This window comes from Arthrobacter sp. 05L44, from assembly GCF_056397605.1.
The window spans coordinates 40,154-57,182 of sequence record NZ_JBFTNS010000004.1 but is presented as its reverse complement, the minus strand read 5'-3'; the positions used below and the strand labels follow the sequence as shown (position 1 = coordinate 57,182).

Annotated in this window: 12 protein-coding genes and 2 pseudogenes; 4 read left to right on the top strand and 10 right to left on the bottom strand. The window is 66.5% G+C overall.

Annotated elements, in window-relative coordinates:
- Positions 1–127: 127 nt before the first annotated feature.
- Positions 128–2,020: an FAD-binding monooxygenase gene (locus AC1DHY_RS10540; RefSeq protein ID WP_476903586.1), complete on the top strand. Its 1,893-nt coding sequence runs from the start codon at positions 128–130 to the stop codon at positions 2,018–2,020.
- Positions 2,021–2,053: 33 nt separating this feature from the next.
- Here the strand turns inward: AC1DHY_RS10540 and AC1DHY_RS10535 are convergent, their stop codons facing one another.
- The 8 genes from AC1DHY_RS10535 to AC1DHY_RS10500 form a co-directional block, all read right to left on the bottom strand.
- Positions 2,054–2,638, bottom strand: a complete 585-nt coding sequence (locus tag AC1DHY_RS10535) for a histidine phosphatase family protein (protein WP_476880410.1) — start codon at positions 2,636–2,638, stop codon at positions 2,054–2,056.
- Positions 2,639–2,718: 80 nt separating this feature from the next.
- Complete coding sequence (locus AC1DHY_RS10530; RefSeq protein ID WP_476903585.1) at positions 2,719–3,468, bottom strand: DinB family protein; 750 nt, start codon at positions 3,466–3,468, stop codon at positions 2,719–2,721.
- A gap of 43 nt (positions 3,469–3,511) precedes the next feature.
- Positions 3,512–4,384 carry a PhzF family phenazine biosynthesis protein gene (locus AC1DHY_RS10525; RefSeq protein WP_476903584.1) on the bottom strand — a complete coding sequence of 291 codons (873 nt, stop codon included), beginning with the start codon at positions 4,382–4,384 and terminating at the stop codon, positions 3,512–3,514.
- Between the two features lie 193 nt (positions 4,385–4,577).
- On the bottom strand, positions 4,578–5,951 hold the full coding sequence (locus AC1DHY_RS10520; protein ID WP_476903583.1) for an MFS transporter: 1,374 nt from the start codon (positions 5,949–5,951) through the stop codon (positions 4,578–4,580).
- Between the two features lie 40 nt (positions 5,952–5,991).
- The gene (locus tag AC1DHY_RS10515; protein WP_476879169.1) at positions 5,992–7,467 is read right to left on the bottom strand and encodes an NAD-dependent succinate-semialdehyde dehydrogenase; all 1,476 of its coding nucleotides are present in this window, start codon (positions 7,465–7,467) and stop codon (positions 5,992–5,994) included.
- A 19-nt stretch (positions 7,468–7,486) separates the two neighbouring features.
- The gene (locus AC1DHY_RS10510) at positions 7,487–8,737 is read right to left on the bottom strand and encodes an iron-containing alcohol dehydrogenase (RefSeq protein WP_476903582.1); all 1,251 of its coding nucleotides are present in this window, start codon (positions 8,735–8,737) and stop codon (positions 7,487–7,489) included.
- Between the two features lie 164 nt (positions 8,738–8,901).
- Positions 8,902–10,872: a helix-turn-helix domain-containing protein gene (locus tag AC1DHY_RS10505; protein ID WP_476903581.1), complete on the bottom strand. Its 1,971-nt coding sequence runs from the start codon at positions 10,870–10,872 to the stop codon at positions 8,902–8,904.
- Between the two features lie 134 nt (positions 10,873–11,006).
- Positions 11,007–12,110, bottom strand: coding sequence for an oxidoreductase (locus tag AC1DHY_RS10500; RefSeq protein WP_476879172.1), 1,104 nt, complete (start codon positions 12,108–12,110; stop codon positions 11,007–11,009).
- A gap of 342 nt (positions 12,111–12,452) precedes the next feature.
- Between AC1DHY_RS10500 and AC1DHY_RS10495 the strand changes: the two genes are divergently transcribed.
- The 3 genes and pseudogenes from AC1DHY_RS10495 to AC1DHY_RS10485 all read left to right on the top strand — a co-directional run bounded on the left by AC1DHY_RS10495 (position 12,453) and on the right by AC1DHY_RS10485 (position 15,171).
- Positions 12,453–12,743, top strand: coding sequence for a hypothetical protein (locus AC1DHY_RS10495; protein ID WP_476903580.1), 291 nt, complete (start codon positions 12,453–12,455; stop codon positions 12,741–12,743).
- Between the two features lie 612 nt (positions 12,744–13,355).
- Positions 13,356–13,903 (top strand): annotated as a pseudogene (locus AC1DHY_RS10490) (aminotransferase class I/II-fold pyridoxal phosphate-dependent enzyme); the annotation flags it as partial.
- Between the two features lie 124 nt (positions 13,904–14,027).
- Positions 14,028–15,171: pseudogene (locus tag AC1DHY_RS10485) on the top strand (amino acid permease).
- Between the two features lie 149 nt (positions 15,172–15,320).
- Here AC1DHY_RS10485 and AC1DHY_RS10480 read toward each other — a convergent pair.
- Together AC1DHY_RS10480 and AC1DHY_RS10475 are read right to left on the bottom strand one after the other, a co-directional pair.
- Positions 15,321–15,659, bottom strand: coding sequence for a hypothetical protein (locus tag AC1DHY_RS10480; RefSeq protein ID WP_476879174.1), 339 nt, complete (start codon positions 15,657–15,659; stop codon positions 15,321–15,323).
- Positions 15,656–16,804, bottom strand: a complete 1,149-nt coding sequence (locus AC1DHY_RS10475) for an ATP/GTP-binding protein (protein ID WP_476879175.1) — start codon at positions 16,802–16,804, stop codon at positions 15,656–15,658. The genes AC1DHY_RS10480 and AC1DHY_RS10475 overlap by 4 nt, the downstream gene beginning before the upstream one ends.
- Positions 16,805–17,029: the final 225 nt, after the last annotated feature.

Here is a 17,029-nt window from a genome sequence, read left to right as displayed (position 1 = left end):
AAAGTTGCCCGCCCGATCCCGCGGAGCCTATAGTCAATGCAGCGATTCGATATTAGAACAACATGTTCAATTATCGAACAGGCGGTGCTAAGGCGCCAGCCGGCCCTACAACGAAGTGAGGTTCCCTGTGCATTTCCACCACCACGGTTACGTATCGGGGGACCCGCGGGTCCAGCCGGCCGCCGGCACCGGCCTGGACCGGCCCGCCGAGCTGCCCGACGCCGTCGACGTCCTGATTGTCGGCACCGGCCCCGCCGGGATGCTGGCGGCCGCGCAGCTGTCCCAGTTCGCTGGCGTGACCACCCGGATCGTCGAGCGCCGGGACGGCCGGCTGGCCATCGGGCAGGCGGACGGCATCCAGGCCCGCAGCGTGGAGACGTTCCAGGCCTTCGGCTTCGCCGAGCGGATCACCGCCGAGGCGTACCGCATCACCGAGATGGCCTTCTGGAAGCCGGACCCCGCCGATCCGTCCCGGATTGTCCGCGCCGCCCGCACCCTGGACGACCCCGCCGGGATCAGCGAATTCCCGCACCTGATCGTCAACCAGGCGCGCGTCCTGGACTACTTCGCCGAGGTGATGGCCCACGCGCCCACCCGGATGACGCCGGACTACGGCTACGAGTTCAAGGCCCTGGAAGTGGGCGACGGCGAGTACCCCGTCACCGTGACGCTGCTGCACACCGCCGGGCCCGACGCCGGCACCGAGCGCACCGTCAGGGCGAAGTACGTGGTGGGCGCCGACGGTGCCCGCAGCAAGGTCCGCGACGCGATCGGCTGCACCATGGCCGGGGACAAAGCCAACCACGCCTGGGGCGTTATGGACGTCCTCGCCAACACCGACTTCCCGGACATCCGCACCAAATGCGCCATCACCTCCGGGACGGGCGGCAGCATCCTGCTGATCCCGCGCGAGGGCGGCCACCTGTTCCGGATGTACGTGGACCTGGGCGTGGTCCCGCACGGCGCCGCCGGCGCGGTCCGCAGCACCAGCATCGAACAGATCATCGCCAAGGCCAACGCCATCATCCACCCCTATACGCTCGATGTCCGCAACGTCGCCTGGCACAGCGTCTACGAGGTGGGTCACCGGCTCACCGACCGGTTCGACGACGTCGTCCCCGCGGAGCGCGGCACCCGCACCCCGCGGGTCTTTATCACCGGCGATGCCTGCCACACGCACAGCGCCAAGGCCGGCCAGGGCATGAACGTCTCCATGCAGGACGGGTTCAACATCGGCTGGAAACTGGGGCACGTGCTGGAGGGCCGCAGCCCGGAGGCCCTGCTGTCCACCTATTCAGCCGAGCGGCAGGTGGTCGCGAAGAACCTCATCGACTTCGACAAGGAGTGGTCGACGCTGATGGCGAAGAAGCCGGAGGAGTTCGACAGCCCGTCGCAGCTGGAGGACTTCTACGTCAGCACCGCGGAGTTCCCGGCCGGGTTTATGACCCAGTACGAGCCCTCGATGATCGTCGGCGGCCCGGAGCACCAGGAACTGGCCGCCGGATTCCCCATCGGCAAGCGCTTCAAGTCCGCGCCGGTGGTGCGGGTCTGCGACACCAACCCGCTGCACCTGGGGCACCAGGCCGCGGCGGACGGGCGCTGGCGGATCTATGTCTTCGCCGACACCGCGGTGGCCGGTGCACCGTCGCCCACCACGGACCTGGCGGACTGGCTGGCCGACTCGCCGGACTCGCCGCTGGCCGCCACCCCCGTGGGCCTGGACCGCGACGCCTGGTTCGACGTCAAGGTCATCTACCAGCAGGAACACACCGGGGTGGACATCAGTGCCGTGCCGGCCGTGTTCAAGCCGGCCGTGGGCCCGTTCCAGCTGAATTACCTGGAGAAGGTCTACGGCACGGACCCGAACGCCGACATCTTCGAGCTGCGCGGCCTGGACCGCGGCGGCGTTGTGGTGGTGGTCCGCCCGGACCAGTACGTCGCCACCGTTCTGCCGTTGACGGCGACGGCGGAACTCGCCGCGTTCTTCGCGCCGCTGGTGCGTTCGCGCCCGGCGGTTTAGGCGGCGTCCGCTGTCGCGGGCTCTTAGGCGGCGCTACGCGACGGCGTCGGCCGGGAGCCGCTCGCCGTTGAGGTATTCGAGCTCCCAGCCGTCCACGGGGTGGTGGTGGACCAGGTTCAGCGCGGCGTTGTCGATGCTCTGGATGGTGCGGCCCAGCGCGCGGCTGAGGCTGACCCGCAGCAGCGAGCCGTGGGCCACCACAAGGACGTGGCCGCCGCGGTACTCCTCGGCCAGGGCCTCCAACGCTGCCAGCCCGCGCTCCGCGGCGTCCTCTTCGCTTTCGGCGCCCCGGAAGCCGTTGGGGATGCGTAGCTCGTCCAGTTTCGGGCCGTCCGTCAGGCCCTCGGCCGGTCCATAGGACCGCTCGGCGAGCTCCGGGATATGGCGGTCCACGCCGAGTCCCAGCCCGGCGGCAATCAGGTCCGCCGTCTCGGCCGCGCGGCCCAGCGGCGAGGAGACCACCACGTCCCACTCGTACCCGGACAGGGCGGCGACGGCGTCCCGCGCCTGGCCGCGGCCGACGTCGTTCAGCGGAATATCGGTGGATCCCTGTAGCCGGCGCTGCGCATTCCAGTCGGTCTGGCCATGACGGATAAGCGCGAAGGTGGTGAGGGTCATGGGCCCATTCTTTCAGAAACGACGACGGCGGCCGGGGCCGCCGCCGTCGACGGGCCTTGGTTCATTGCTGTCCGCGGCTGTCAGCCGGCAGCGACGGCGTCCAAGTCGCGAAGGGCGTAGCGCAGGTGCTCCCACTCCTCGTTCAGGATCGTGTGCAGGCAGGAGCGTACCGTCACCGGTACCTCGGGGGCCCACGGGTTGCGGCGCTGAGCGGACAGTTCTGCCTCGGTGACCGCGGCGAGGAAGCCGCGGACCATCGTCTGCCGCTCTGCCCGGACCGCGAGCACCTGGGCTAGGGGCGGGGTGGCGGCGGAGAATACGGAGAGGTCGTACCCGTCGGTCGCGTACTCGGCGTTGGGTTGCCCGAGCGGGTGGTACGGACGCTCCAGCTCCAGGATGCCTCGGCCCAGCCACGTGTCCGTTGCCATCACCAGGTGGCGCAGGGTCTGGGCGAAGGACCACTCGCCGTCCACGGAGACGTCAACCGTCCCGGCCGGCATCGCCGCAACCCGTTCCAGCGCCGCCTGCCAGGCCAGCTCCAACGCGGCCCAAGCCGCAGGGAGACCGTCCGGGTCCCGGGCGCCCCGCGCGGCCCGGCCGGGGAAGCGGCGGTTGAGCTCTGCCTCGACCAAGGGGACGACGTCGAGGCCGTTGACCAGCAGTATGCCGCCGTCCTCCTGCAGCCACGGCGCACCGATGTCGGCCCCGGCTGCATCCACGCCGCGCATCACCGAGCCGGACAGATCGGACCGGACGAAACGGGCGCCCCGGAGGTTCACGCCGGTGAAGGTCGCGCCCTGGAGGTCACCGGACTGATCGAAGGTTGCCATCGCGGCTACTCTGCCACGCTTCTTGCCCCTTCCGGTAGGGAATTCAGCTGATCTCGACGGCTCCACCGCTCACGACGATCCCGCCGGTCTGAGGAATGTCGACGGTGAGCACGCTGGGGCGGCCGACATGGCTGCCCTGGTGCACGATCACGCGGCTGGGCGGCTCCACGAGCGAGAGCAAGCGGAGGTAGCCGCCGAACGAAGCGGCAGCGGAGCCGGTCGCCGGGTCTTCGGTGATGGCGCCCACCGGGAAGAGGTTGCGCGCGTCGAACTCGCCCGGGCCCGTTTCGTGGGCTTTCATCTCATACAGCGTCGTGACGGTGCCGGCCCAGTTTTGGGCGTCCATCAGCGTGCGCATGGAATCCGGGTCAAAAACGAACGAGTCGAAGGTGTCCCGTTCTGCGAAGACGAGGACAGGGTGCCAGTTCCCGGCAAAAGTGATCATCGGAGGGTACGCGGGGTCCAGTGCGGCCCGGCCAACGCCGAGCAGCCCGAGCAGGGTGTTCAGGACACCGTCGGGGAACTCGGCCACCCGGGGCTCCACGCTGGTGAAGGATGCGGTAACCGACTCGCCCTGGGCCGCCGTCTCGATCGCGACGGGCCCCACCGGGGTGTCGAAGATGAAGGTGCCCACGCCGTCGCGCCCTGACAGTGCGACGGCCAACGCAATCGTGGCATGGCCGCAGAACGGCACCTCGGCGATGGGGGAGAAGTACCGCACCCGGTTTCGCCGGGAATCCCCGTCAACGGACGTCTCGGTGACAAAGACCGTTTCCGCATAGCCGACGTCCGCCGCGATGGCCTGCATCCGGGCGTCATCGAGCCGGGTTGCGTCCAGGACCACTCCCGCCGGATTTCCGCCGTCGGGGGTGGTGGTGAAGGCGGCATAGCGCAGTACTTTCGACGTCGGTTCCATTCGGACATCCTCGCACGGCCGCGCGGCCTCATTTCCAGGCGCGGGAACTTAAAGGGAACAGCTCAAGCGGCCGCCGCCGGAGCGCAACGCCAGTGCAGAGACGTCCTGCGCGCGGACCGCGTCGCCCAAAAAAGAAGAGCGTCGTCCGGGTCCACCTTCGACCCGGACGACGCCCGCCTTACTTCAGGGAGTATCAGTTGGCGCTGACGCGCTCCTGTGCAATCGCTGCGTTTTTCTCGTCCAGCTCCTGGGCGGCGGTGATGCGCCGGTCCAGCTTTTCGAGCGTTTCGGGGGCGAGCAGGGTTGCGACGACGGTGATGACGCCGATGATGCTGAAGTACAGGATCACCCAGCCCGGCTTGCCGTTACCGGCCGTGAGCAGCGCGACGGCCACGAGGGGCGCGATGCCGCCGGCCAGGACCGAGCCGAACTGGTAGCCCATGGACGCGCCGCTGTAGCGAAGCTTGGTGGAGAACAGCTCAGCAAAGAAGGCTGCCTGCGGGCCGTACATCGAGTTGTGGAACACCGCGAGCCCGATGATGATGGCGAGGGTTGCCAGCAATGCGCTGCCGGTGTCCGTCATGACGAAGTAGAGCGGGAAGAACAGGAGCCCGCCGATGGAACCGAACAGGTACAGCGGCTTGCGCCCGATCTTGTCCGAGAGGATCGCCCACAGCGGGACGGCAAAGACGCCGATGCCCGAGGCAACCAGAACGGACATCGTGCCCTGGTTGGCGCGTTCGGCTCCAAACGTCTTCATGATGTAGACCACGGAGAACGTCGAGTACAGGTAAAACGCGGAGTTCTCTGCCAGGCGCATGCCGACAACAAGCCAGATCCCCTTGGTTTCCTTCTTCATGGCCTCGCCCAGCGGCTTCTTGGCGGTCTGGTTCGTCGCCACGAGTTCCTTGAAGTCGTTCGAGTCTTCAAGCTTGGTGCGGACGATCATGCCGGTGATGATCAGGATCACGCTCAGCAGGAACGGAAGGCGCCAGGCCCAGGATTCGAAGACCTCCGCCGGTACGGCGGCCTTGACGGCAAGGACGCTGGAGTTGGCCAGCAGCATGCCCGCCGGGACGCCCATCTGGGTGAAGCTTCCGAAGAATCCGCTGCGTCCGGCAGGGGCGTGTTCGATGGAGATGACGGCCGCACCGGCCCATTCGGCTCCGGCGCCGAAGCCCTGCAGCAGGCGCAGGACCGTCAGCAGGATGGGAGCCCAGACTCCGATCTGCGCGTAGGTGGGAAGCAGACCCATGGCCAGGGTGGCGATGCCCATGATGAGCAGGGAGAGCACCAGCATGGGCTTGCGGCCGATCTTGTCCCCGAAGTGGCCGGCGAACATGCCGCCGAACGGACGGGCAACGAAACCTACCGCGTAGGTGACAAACGCCATCAGCAGGCCGGTGGCCGGGTCCTGCTCGGGGAAGTACAGGCGGCTGAAGACGCCAGTGGCGGCGAGCAAACCGAAGATGTAGTAGTCGTACCACTCGATGGTGGTGCCGATGAAGCTTGCAGCCGGAACGCGCCAGGGCGCCTTCGCCTTGGCTTTGGTGTTGGAGATCGTCATTGGTCTTCTCTTTCGGATGGAAACAACGGCAGCGTCAGCGCTACCAGTCGAGGGCTATGTACTTGGTTTCGGTGAAGTCCAGCAGGCCCTGGTGGGCACCTTCGCGGCCGAGGCCGCTCTGCTTCACGCCGCCGAACGGTGCTGCGGGGTCGGACACGAGTCCCCGGTTGAGGGCCACCATGCCGCTTTCGATGCGTTCGGAAACTCTGAGTCCGCGGCGCAGGTCCTCGGTGAACACGTAGGCTGCGAGGCCGTACTCGGAGTCGTTGGCGGCGGCGATGACTTCCTCTTCGGTGTCGAACGGGATCACCGAGGCCACCGGTCCGAAGATTTCCTCACTCACCATGCGGGCCTGCAGCGGCACGTTGGTGACGACCGTGGGCGGGTAGTAGTACCCGGCGCCGTCGATGGCCTTGCCGCCGGCGAGGAGCCGGGCGCCCTGGCTGACGGCGTCGCGGACCAGGGAGTCGACCTTGCGGACGCTGGCCTCGTCCACCAGCGGACCGACCTCGGTGCTGGCGTCGGTTCCCGGGCCCACGCGCATGGCGCCCATCCGCTCAGCCAGCCGGCGGGCGAACTCGTCGTGGATGCCGCGCTGGACGTAGATCCGGTTGGCGGCCGTGCAGGCCTGGCCGCCGTTGCGCATCTTGGCGATCATGGCGCCGTCGAGGGCCAAATCGAGGTCCGCGTCATCGAAGACCAGGAACGGGGCGTTGCCGCCGAGTTCCATCGAGCACTTGAGCACGTTGTCGGCCGCCTGGCGCAGCAGGTGGCGTCCGACGCCGGTGGAACCGGTGAAGGACAGCTTGCGGACGCGGGGGTCGGCAAGGATCGGGGTCATAACGTCGCTGGTCTTGCTGGTGGTGATGATGTTGACCACGCCGGCCGGGACGCCGGCGTCGATCATCAGCTGGGCGATCGCCAGGGTGGTCAGCGGCGTGAGGGTGGCGGGCTTCAGCACGGCGGTGCAGCCGGCGGCCAGCGCCGGTGCCAGCTTCCGGGTGGCCATGGCCGCCGGGAAGTTCCAGGGGGTGATCAGCACGCAGACGCCGATGGGCATGTGCTGGACCAGGATCCGGTTGGCGCCCGACGGCGAGACGGACACATCGCCGATGATCCGGACCGCTTCCTCGGCGTACCAGCGGAAGAACTCGGCGGCGTACGCCACTTCTCCGCGGGCGTCGGCCAGGGCCTTGCCGTTTTCGAGGGAGATGAGGTGGGCGATCTGCTCGCTGCGCTCGGTCATCAGGTCGAAGCAGCGGCGCAGGATCTCGGCGCGGCGGCGCGGGGGCGTCGCGGCCCACTCGGGGAGGGCTGCTGCTGCGGCGTCGACGGCGGCGAGGCCGTCCTCGACGTCGGCGTCGGCGATGTCGGTGATAACCGAAGCGTCGGAGGGGTTGATTACCTCGACGGTGTCACTGCCGGTGGCATCCTGCCAGTTTCCGGCGATCAGCAGCCGGCGCGGTACCGTCAGGCCGTCGACGTCGAGCGGCTCAGTAGTTGAAAGGAGAGTCATCAGTGGTCCTTAGTGCTGGTCAGCGGATGGTGCGGTCGCCGGCGTAGGCGGCGTGCACGATGGAGGTTACGGCGTCGAGGTCGAGCGGCACGGGGTTATTGTCGATGAGCCGCTTGGAGTTCAGCGACAGCTGGGCGATCTGGGCGAGGTCTCTTTCCTGCACGCCAAGGTCCTGCAGGGTCGGGGGCAGCTCGATGGCGGCAATGACCTCATCGATTGCCTCGACGCCTGCGACGGCGGCGGCGCGCTCGTCGAGCCCGCGGATGTCGCGTCCCAGGGCTTCCGCGATCTGCGCCAGCTGCGGCTGGATCGCCTGGAAGTTGTGGCGGACGACGTAGGGGAGCAGGAGGCCGACGCCCACGCCGTGCGGGGTGTGGGTCAAGGCACCGACCGGGTACTGGATGGCGTGCGCCGCGGCGGTTCCGGCGTTGCTGAGGACCACGCCGCCGTAGAGTGCCGCGAGCATCATGCCGGCGCGGGCCTCGGTGTTTTCCGGGTCCTTGTAGGCGGTGACCAGGCTGCGGCCCACCAGCCCGATGCCGTTCAGGGCAATCGAGTCGGTCAGGATGTTCTTGCCGACGAAGACGCGTTCCGTGGCCAGGGTGGCGGTGGGTTCGCGGGTGATGGCGGTGAAGGACTCGACCAGGTGCACGAAGGTATCAGCACCGGTGGCGGCCGTCAGGGACGGCGGGCAGGAGTAGGTGAGCTCGGGATCGCACACCGCGGCGAACGGGATGATGTGGGGGCTCGAGATGCCCATCTTCATGCCCAGGTCAGGATCGGAGACGACGGCGATGGCGGTCGCTTCGGAACCGGTGCCCGCGGTGGTGGGCAGCGCGATGACCGGCTTGACGGGGCCGGGAACGGCGAACTCCCCGTAGTAGTCGCTGGGCTTGCCGCCGTGGGTGAGCAGCACGGAGACGACCTTCGCCATGTCCATACAGCTGCCGCCGCCGAAACCGATGATGACGTCGATCTCCTGGCCCTTGAGTTCCTCGACGCAGGCCACGATCCCGGGAGCCGGGAGTTCGGCCTGGGTGTCGCCGTAGACCCGGACGGTCAGGTTCTTGTCCTCGAGGCTGCGGACCAAGGCCGAAAGGTCCTCTGAGGCAGCCAGCCGCGGATCGGTGCAGACCAGGACGTTGGTCCCGAATTCCGCTGCGATGTTGGCGACAGCGAAGCGCTGCTGGGCGCCGACGACGACGCTCCGCGGCAGGCGGAGGACGCCGAAAGTTGCGGGACGGATACCCGCTGCATGCGCACACGACATTGTGAATAACTCCTAGAGATGGGATGCGCGGCTTCCAGAAAGGTGCCGCAGATCTCAGCATTCCAGAGCTACGTGACACTCACCATGTGATTTCCTGCCACATATCGCCCCTGTGCATGTGGGCCCGTGCCATGAGCTGGGCAGCCGGAGAGCGTTTCTGCTGGTCAGGAACCTGACGAGCTGACGCCGGCTGTCTTCATCCGCCACAAGCGCAGCGCCACTTGGACGTCGAGGGAACGGCTTCCCCGGCGCCAGGAGGCACCGATCAGGGCGTCGATCCTGTCCAGCCGTTGCCGGAGGGTATTGGGGTGGATGTGCAGGGCATCAGCCGATTCCTGGGTGGCGCCGCCGTTGTTGTGGAACGTCCATGCGGTGAGGACCAACTGGGTCGCACGGCGCTCGTCGTAGTCCAGGAGCGGACCGAGCTGTGCCGTCAGCAGCTGACCGGCAAACGGGCTGTCCATCGCTCCGAGCAGCATTCCGGCGGTACCCAGTGCGGCTCTGTCCGCGGCCTCGCCGTCGCGCGAGAGGGCCTGCAAGGCGCGGAGGACATCGTGGGCTTCAGTGTGCGCGGCGGACAGTCGGGCAAAGCCGGTGACTGGTTCGGACGTCCCGACGGTGGCGGTAATGCGGCGCTGTTGCAGTTCGTCGACGACGGACTGGCCGGGACGGCCGGCGCCGCCTGCTTCATCGGGGCGGTTGTCGTGCCGTTCCACGGGTTCGATGATGCACAAGTGTGATTCGTGCAGGGCGATGATTCCCGGCGCGCCCTCGGACCGGTGCCTGAGTATGGAGAGTGCCCGCTGGCGCTGGTCGTCGGGGACCCCCACCACGCGCACCACGAGCTGGAGGTGGTTTGCCAGTCCGAACTGCCCCGCCCTGCGGGCCAGTGCCGCGGCGTTTTCGGCGCGGGGGCTGAGCAGGTCATCGATGAGTTCGAGCTGCAGCCGGTATTGGGCGTCCTGGAAGGTGCGTTCCAGCAGCAGGGACACACTGAGCACCAGGGCGCTGCGTTCCAGGACCGCGAGCCGCGCCGGGCTGAGTTCCTCTGCGACGATGAGGGAGGCGAGGTGCTGGTCGCCCGCGACCGCGGACATGACCGTGTACTTCTTGTCCTTGATTGCAAAGTGCGCGGCCGCGCTTTTGGCCGCAGACTCCTCGGCGGCGCTCAAGGCCGCGAGGCCCCCGAAGTCTGCGTCCGCTGCGAGCTCCGCCAGCGGCTCGCCCATGGGGGAGACCAGAAAGACAGGAGTGCCCAGGGACTCGGCCAGCAGGTTCAGCAGGTAGGGGAGGCTGCCGGTTGAGGCCAGGGTTTCCATGAGCCGGCGGTCCAGTGTGGAGAGCTCCTCCAGGGCCCGTACGTGGGCCAGGTTCTGCTGCTGTGCCTGGTCCAGCCGGGTGAGGGCGCTGACCATTTCGCTAAAGTGGCGGGCGTTCTCCAGCGCGACGGCGGCATGGGTGCCGATGGATTCCATGAGGGCAACGTCGTCGCTGCTGAACTGGTGTGGATGCCTGTCGGCGACCAGGAGCGCGCCGATGACTTTCCCTTCCGCGCGGAGGGGGACACCCATGATGGCCCGGACGCCCTCGGCTGCCACGGCGGCGTCGCTGGACTCCAGATGCGACTTAGTTTCGTCCGACGGGTAGTCGGCGCTCTGGGCAGGTGCCTCGCCGGTTGCGACGGCGCCGAGCACGCCTTCGCCCAGGGGCATGCGGATGTTGCGGAAGAGAGCTGTGGTGGCGCCGTCGGTCACCCGGACGTAGGACTCGCCGGTGTCGTAGTCGTTCAGGCTGAGATAGGCGACGTCGCTGCCGATCAGTGACCGGGTGCGCCGGACGATGGCCTTGAGCACTGCCTCCACATCACGGATCCCGGTCAGGTCGGTGGCCGTATCGTAGAGGACGCGCAGCAGGCCCTCCCGGCGGCTCGCCTCCCACAACCGGGCGTTTAGGCTGCGTGCCGCCGCCGCAGTGGACTGGTCAATGGTGCCGGCTTGCAGCCACGAGGACAGCGTGGTCTCGAGGTCGGCGGCGGAAACACTATGGTCCAGCATCGCCATGAGTTGGCCTGCGTCCTTGGTGCTGGCGGACGGCCCTCCACCGGTGGAAACGGCGGAACTGTCATTGGGACGCATGGACCTAATGCTAGTAGGTGGGGTGCCAGGCCGGGGCGCCGTGCGCGGTGGCCCCTGCAGCCCGCATCGGTTTGGGGCCAAGCACAGGACAGGCCAGGCAATGTCCGCCTGGCCTGTCCCATGCAATTACACCCTTATGCGGGCAGCTCCAGCTCCCAGTCCTTGACGTCCGCGACCGGAGCGAACAGGCCGCCGTCGAGCTCGTCGAAGGCCTGGTTGTTCCGGACGCGGTGCGGCCAGTCCCGGGTGGCCAAGGCGGCCTTGCCCAGCGCGACGACGTCGGCGGCGCCGTCCTGGAGCAGGGACACGGCCGTTTCCGGGTCGTCGAGGTTGCCGTTGGCGATGACGGTAACTCCGGAGTGCCGCTTGGCCAGAGTTGCCAGGGACTCCGGGCCGTCCTCGAAGGCCGGAGCGGCAGCCTTGTATTCGGTGGTGTGGATGAAGTCGACGCCGGTGGCCCCAAGGGCGGCAAAGATGACCTTTGCTTCCTCCGCGCCGCCGCTCCACCGGTGGTCGTTGTCGCTGACCTTGCCCTGGGAGATCCGGATCCCCACGGTCATTTCCGGGCCAACGGCCTCGCGGACCGCCTGGCAGATCTCCGCGGCGAACCGCACCCTGTTTTCGGGGGAGCCGCCGTAGTTGTCGGTCCTCTTGTTCAGGTAGTCGGTGAGGAACTGGTCGAGGAGGTAGCCGTTGGCGCCGTGAATCTCGACGCCGTCGAATCCCGCGTCCTTGGCGTGCAGCGCCGCGGTGACGAACCCTTGCCGGACCTCGTTCATTTGGGCAGCGGTGATTTCCGAGGGAACCGGGAAGGGCCCTTCTCCACGGTAGAACGCCAGCTGCTCACCCTTGGGGGCAATCGCCGACGGACCCACCGAGGACTCCACGAATCGGTTGCCTTGGGCCTGTGCCCCGGCATGCATGAGCTGGGCGAAAATCCGCGCGCCGGCGGCATGGACGCGTTCGACTACCTTGACCCAGGATTGTGCCTGTTCCTTGGTGGCAATGCCCGGCTGGAACAGGTAGCCCTGGCTGTAGCTGGTGTCCGGATAGATGCCCTCGGTGATCAGCAGGCCGAAGCCTCCCCGGGCAAACCTCTCGTAGTAGGAGGCCATTCTCTCCGTTGCATGTCCGTCCTCGCTCGCACTGACTCGCGTCATGGGCGCCAAAGCGACTCGGTTGGCCAGTGTGGCGGATCCGATCTGAACAGCAGACCAGAGCGGGGTGAAATCGGGCATGGATAGCTCCTTCAAGTTTGTCTAACTGGAGGGACGCCAGTCCGCATAAGACTTGCTCCCGTCGGTGCCAACGACACAAGGCCGGGGGATATTTCTTGCATGTCGTCTCGCTGGCAGCCCGCTCTGGTCGGCCGTCCCACATCAACGTGAGCCTCCCCACCTTATCCTGAGTAACTCACAATAAGCCTGTAAAGTTAGATGCAGGACGCCGTAGCCCTTGAGTACCGCACCGGTGAAGACACCCGGGCCAGCGGGGCACGCGCCGCAAACGCGCAACCGCCCTCCTGCTTGAGCGGCACAAGAACCTGTATGTCCCTCATCTCGGAACCCCACGGAGAACTCATGACTTTACTGACCGAACGCCCCGCAACCTCCTCATCCACCACCCAGGCCACCCTCCGGGCCGCTGCCGGCCCCAGTGTCGCTGACACCGCAGTGCGAGGCGGCAGCTACGTGACCCTCCCCGCCGGCAGTATCTTCTCCGGCGTCGAGGGCAGCTATGTCACCGTCGCTGGCGCTCGTAACCTGGCACCCGTCAGGCGTGGCAGCTATGTCACCGTTGACGGCACTCCCGTTGTTGTTGACGCCCGCGCCATCGAGGGCAGCTACGTAACGCTGCCGACGGCGGCCTAGGGTCAAGCCCCCTACGGGGATAGCGTCACCGCCGGGCATAAGCCGGGCATAAAAGGAGGCCGACGGCGGCACTGAATGTCGTCGTCGGCCTCCTTGTTCGCGCCATCGGAGGGACCACCGGCGCGCTATCGGCTAGGCGCTGCGGCAACGATTGATTGGCCAAAGCCCAAATGAGGCACTTGCTCGAGGAGTTTGAACGCGCCGCGATCCGGCAAGCCAGGATCCATGAATACAATCACCAGAGATGCAGGCCGGCACCGCCAGCTCCGGACTATCAGCCGCGTTCACACCTCCCAGGTCTGGAGGCGGAGCTCGCCGGCGAGTACGCCACGCGTGACATTGCGAAGGCCGTCAGTGCCCGTCACACGATTGCTCGCAAGTACGTCATGAGGCTCCGCCGGCGGCATCCGGACGCAACGCCCGCTGAGGTCATCCAAATGCTGGAGCGTCACTACGCAACCTCGATCACCACTGCGGGCGCCCTCATCAGCGCCGGTGCGATCGCGGCTGATATTGGCATCGCGATGATTCCAGGAGTCGGGGCTGCAGCAGCGGGCATGAAGAGTGCGGAACAACAGGCCGCCAAGAAGATTGGCAAGGAAGCCGTCAAACTTCCTGCACACCGTGCGGTCCGACATCCTCGTGGTGGTCGACGAGGCCTACGTGGAGTACGCCGAAGCCGACAGCGGCCCCGATTCCCTGGCGCTCTACCGCCAGTACCGGAACGTCTGCATCCTGCACACCTTCTCGAAGGCCTACGGGCTCGCCCGCCTGCGCGTGGGCTACGCCGTCGCGGCACCGGCCATCGCCGAGGGACTGCGCCGCACCGCTCTGCCCTTTCGGTGAGCGCGCTGGCCCAGAAGGCGGCCATCGCGTCGCTGGATGCCAACGACGAGATGGAAGCACGCGTGGCAGCCGTCAAGCCGGAGCGCGCCCGGATGGCCGCGCAGCTGGAAGCACAGGGCTGGAAGCTGCAGCCAAGCCAGGGCAATTTCCTGTGGATCCGGGCCGATGACACCCTCCGGGAGGCGCTGGTGGAGGCGTTCGACCGCGCCGACATCCTGGTGCGCGGGTAGCAGGGCGACGGCGTGCGCATCACCGTGGCCGACCCCGCCGCCAACGACCGCGTGCTCCGGCTCCTGGAAGCCCACGCAGGCTGACACCTGACTTACCCCAACCCCTAACTCCGTTCCGCCTACAACCAGAGGAATCCCCATGTAACAACAGACAAAGACGTCTGCCCGCGCGCTCGGCGCGGCCCTAAAACCCCGGCAGCTCACCACGATGGGCCTGGGCAGCGCGATCGGCGCGGGCCTGTTCATCGGCTCCGGCGCCGGCATCCAGGCCGCCGGCCCGGCAGTGCTGATCTCCTACCTCGTCGCCGGCACCCTGATCATCCTGGTGATGTGGGCACTCGGCGAAATGGCCGCCGCCAACCCGGACATCGGCGCCTTCTCCGTCTATACCGCAAGGCCTATGGGCCGGTGGTCGGCGCCACCGTCGGCTGGCTGTGGTGGATCCAGCTGGTGGGCTTCGCCCTGCCCTTCGGCTGGCTGCCGGGCGTGCAGTCGCCGGGCCTGGGCAACTTCATGGGGGAGGGCTTCGCGCCCAGCGGCTTCGCCGGGATCGCGACGGCGCTGTTCGTGGTGGCCTTCGCGGTCGGCGGCACCGAGATTGTGTCCGTTGCTGCCGCCGGGACGGCCGAGCCTGCCCGCAGCGTGAAGAAGGCAGTCCGGACGGTGCTGTGGCGCATCCTGGTCTTCTACATCGGCGCCATCTTCATTATCGCGGCCGTGGTCCCGGTGGGATCGGACGGGCTGAAGAGCCCGTTCGCCGCGGTGCTGGACGCCGCCGGCATGCCCGGTGCCGCCACCGCGATCACCCTGGTGGCCGTCGCCGCGCTGCTCTCGGCGCTGAACGCCAACCTCTACGGCGCGTCGCGGATGGCGTACTCCCTCGCAGAGCGCGGCGAAGCCCCGCGCGTGCTGGCCTCGGTGTCCAAGGCCCGGGTCCCGGTGGTCGCCGTCCTGGCCAGCGTCGCCTTCGGCATCGTCACGGTAGTGCTGGAGCTGGCCTCTCGGAAATGGTCCTGCCCGTCCTGCTCAACATCGTGGGCTCGACCTGCCTGCTGGTGTGGACCTCCGCCCTCCTGGCCCAGCTGGCATTGCGCCTCCGCGCCGACCGAGCGGGCACCGAGCTTCCGCTGCGGATGCCCGGCTTCCCGGCGCTCACGGTGTTTGGCCTGGTCATCCTCGCGGCGATCTTCACGGTGGGTTTCATCGGCGAGGATTCCCGTCCGCAGCTCCTGAGCACCTTCACCTTTGTGGCGCTGCTGGCGGTGGCGAACTGGATGAATCAGCGGAACCGGAAGGCTGCGCCGGTTAGGGAGTCCCCGGAGCGTGCCAAGGAGCCGGCGCTGATCGACTGAGTTGGTGGCTGCTGACCTGCCTCGGGTTCGGCGCACGGGAGGGCGCGTCCGGTTCGGCCGGGCGCGCCCTTCGTATTCATGTCGGGCGAGCCAACCGTGCGTGCGCTCTAGGTGTTGGGCCGCGAAATTTGTAGTTGCCCCCTTCGCAGTTAGGCCTGGGAAGCCTTGGGCAGATTCCACACTTCTTCGTATTTGTCGGCCACAAGGGGCCAAACATCGCGAATCCCGTCCCTGACCGTGCTGACACTAATGGCCATGGGCGGGAAGACAACAAAATCATGTTGAATTATTCGACCGGCCCTGTCATGCCTGCCAGAAGGATCTGGGAAACGCAATGCCACCATCTCGCCGATTTGGCGACAAACTTCCGGTTCGCCCTCAACGCCCGAGAAGGCTTTGTCGTATTCCACGAGCGGATCCGGAAATCCTCCATCATGAAGAAATCGGAAACCCCACATCCGGCCCCGGGTAGCCCAGATGAGCTTCATCTACGGCTCCTTAGGAGAGTCTCCGCCTCTTCGCCTTTTACTAAGTCCATCCTAAAGCCCGTCAAGGTGGCCGTTATAAAGTCGCGTTTGGCCACTGCCTGCGCATTGATGTCTTTGAGCTTGTCTTCAGCCATATTCGCCGCTTCTTGCACTACGTCTGGGCCGACGAAGTCAAGCAGCAGCCCTAGCGGGCCGGACATGCGGGCCTTGCCGAGGAGGCTGGCAGCAAGAGAGCCTGCGCCGCGAAGCAGATTCTCCACAAGTTTTCCCGGGAGATGCATCGCTTCGGCCCACCGGGCATGACGCTCGAACGGAAGTACGGCGGCCAAAGGGAGGACAAGGTCCAGGCCAACGCGCTCGGCCACTTCAATCTTGTCGGTGTCGAACTTCGCTGACGAGAACAGCACAAAGTCCTCGCCCACGGATAGTGCGTTGCTGGCCTCCACAAACCCAGCTATCACCTTGCGAAGCTCGTCTATGTCGTCGGACGCTTTCTCGATTAGAAGATCCCGGAACTTGAACACGTTAAGGTCAGACAAAAGATCTGACTTTGACAGCGCGAATATCCAGATACGTGGAAAGTTGACCAGAGGCTTCCCATCTTCGAGCAGGTCATCTTTCAGCGTCAGCAGCCCATTTCGGAAGTTGCCGAACAAGGACTTTAAGTAACGTTCCTCCTCTCCGGCATTGTCGAGTAACCGCTGACCGTCCACCAGCAGCAGGGCTACATCTGAACCCAACAACGCTTTGAATGTGTCGATTCGCCGCTGTGCCTCCTCGGGACCGCTAACATCCTCCTCGAACCACTCTCCCGGGTAGTCATGCCAGACCAAACGCAGGGCGTCGAACGGTCTGGCAGTTAGCCCGTTACCATCAGAGCCTTCCTTGAATTTGAGTGAGAATGAATACGACGTAGCAGCGAAACGGTCGGACGGTGGCAACCGGGCTGAATTTCTCATGCCCAAGTAATTCCTATGGAGTCTGTTGCCTTGACCAATATCGCCCGGTAGGACATGAAACAGACTCTTCTGCAGGTACTGGGGCTCCTGAGTGGCCCCGTAAAACGAGGAGAGCATGACTGTTTTTCCGCTTCCGCTCTCGCCAAACACTGCGATGTGCTGCTCGAGGGCTCTGTTCAGTTCCATACGAGGAGCTTACTGGGAGCCAGGGTCAGCATCCTGCAACAGCGATGAGACCGGGGCACCTCTTCAAGCCTCCACGCTGCCGAACATACTGGCATCAAGGCGGCCAACAGGCCAACGAGGTCCTGATGGCTGCCAGCTGCTGTTCAGCGCTTCCTGCCGGAAATCTGACACACGTTGAGCGGGCAGGAAAGACTGTGCTGCCGCCCGTGACGCCCGCTCTCAGTA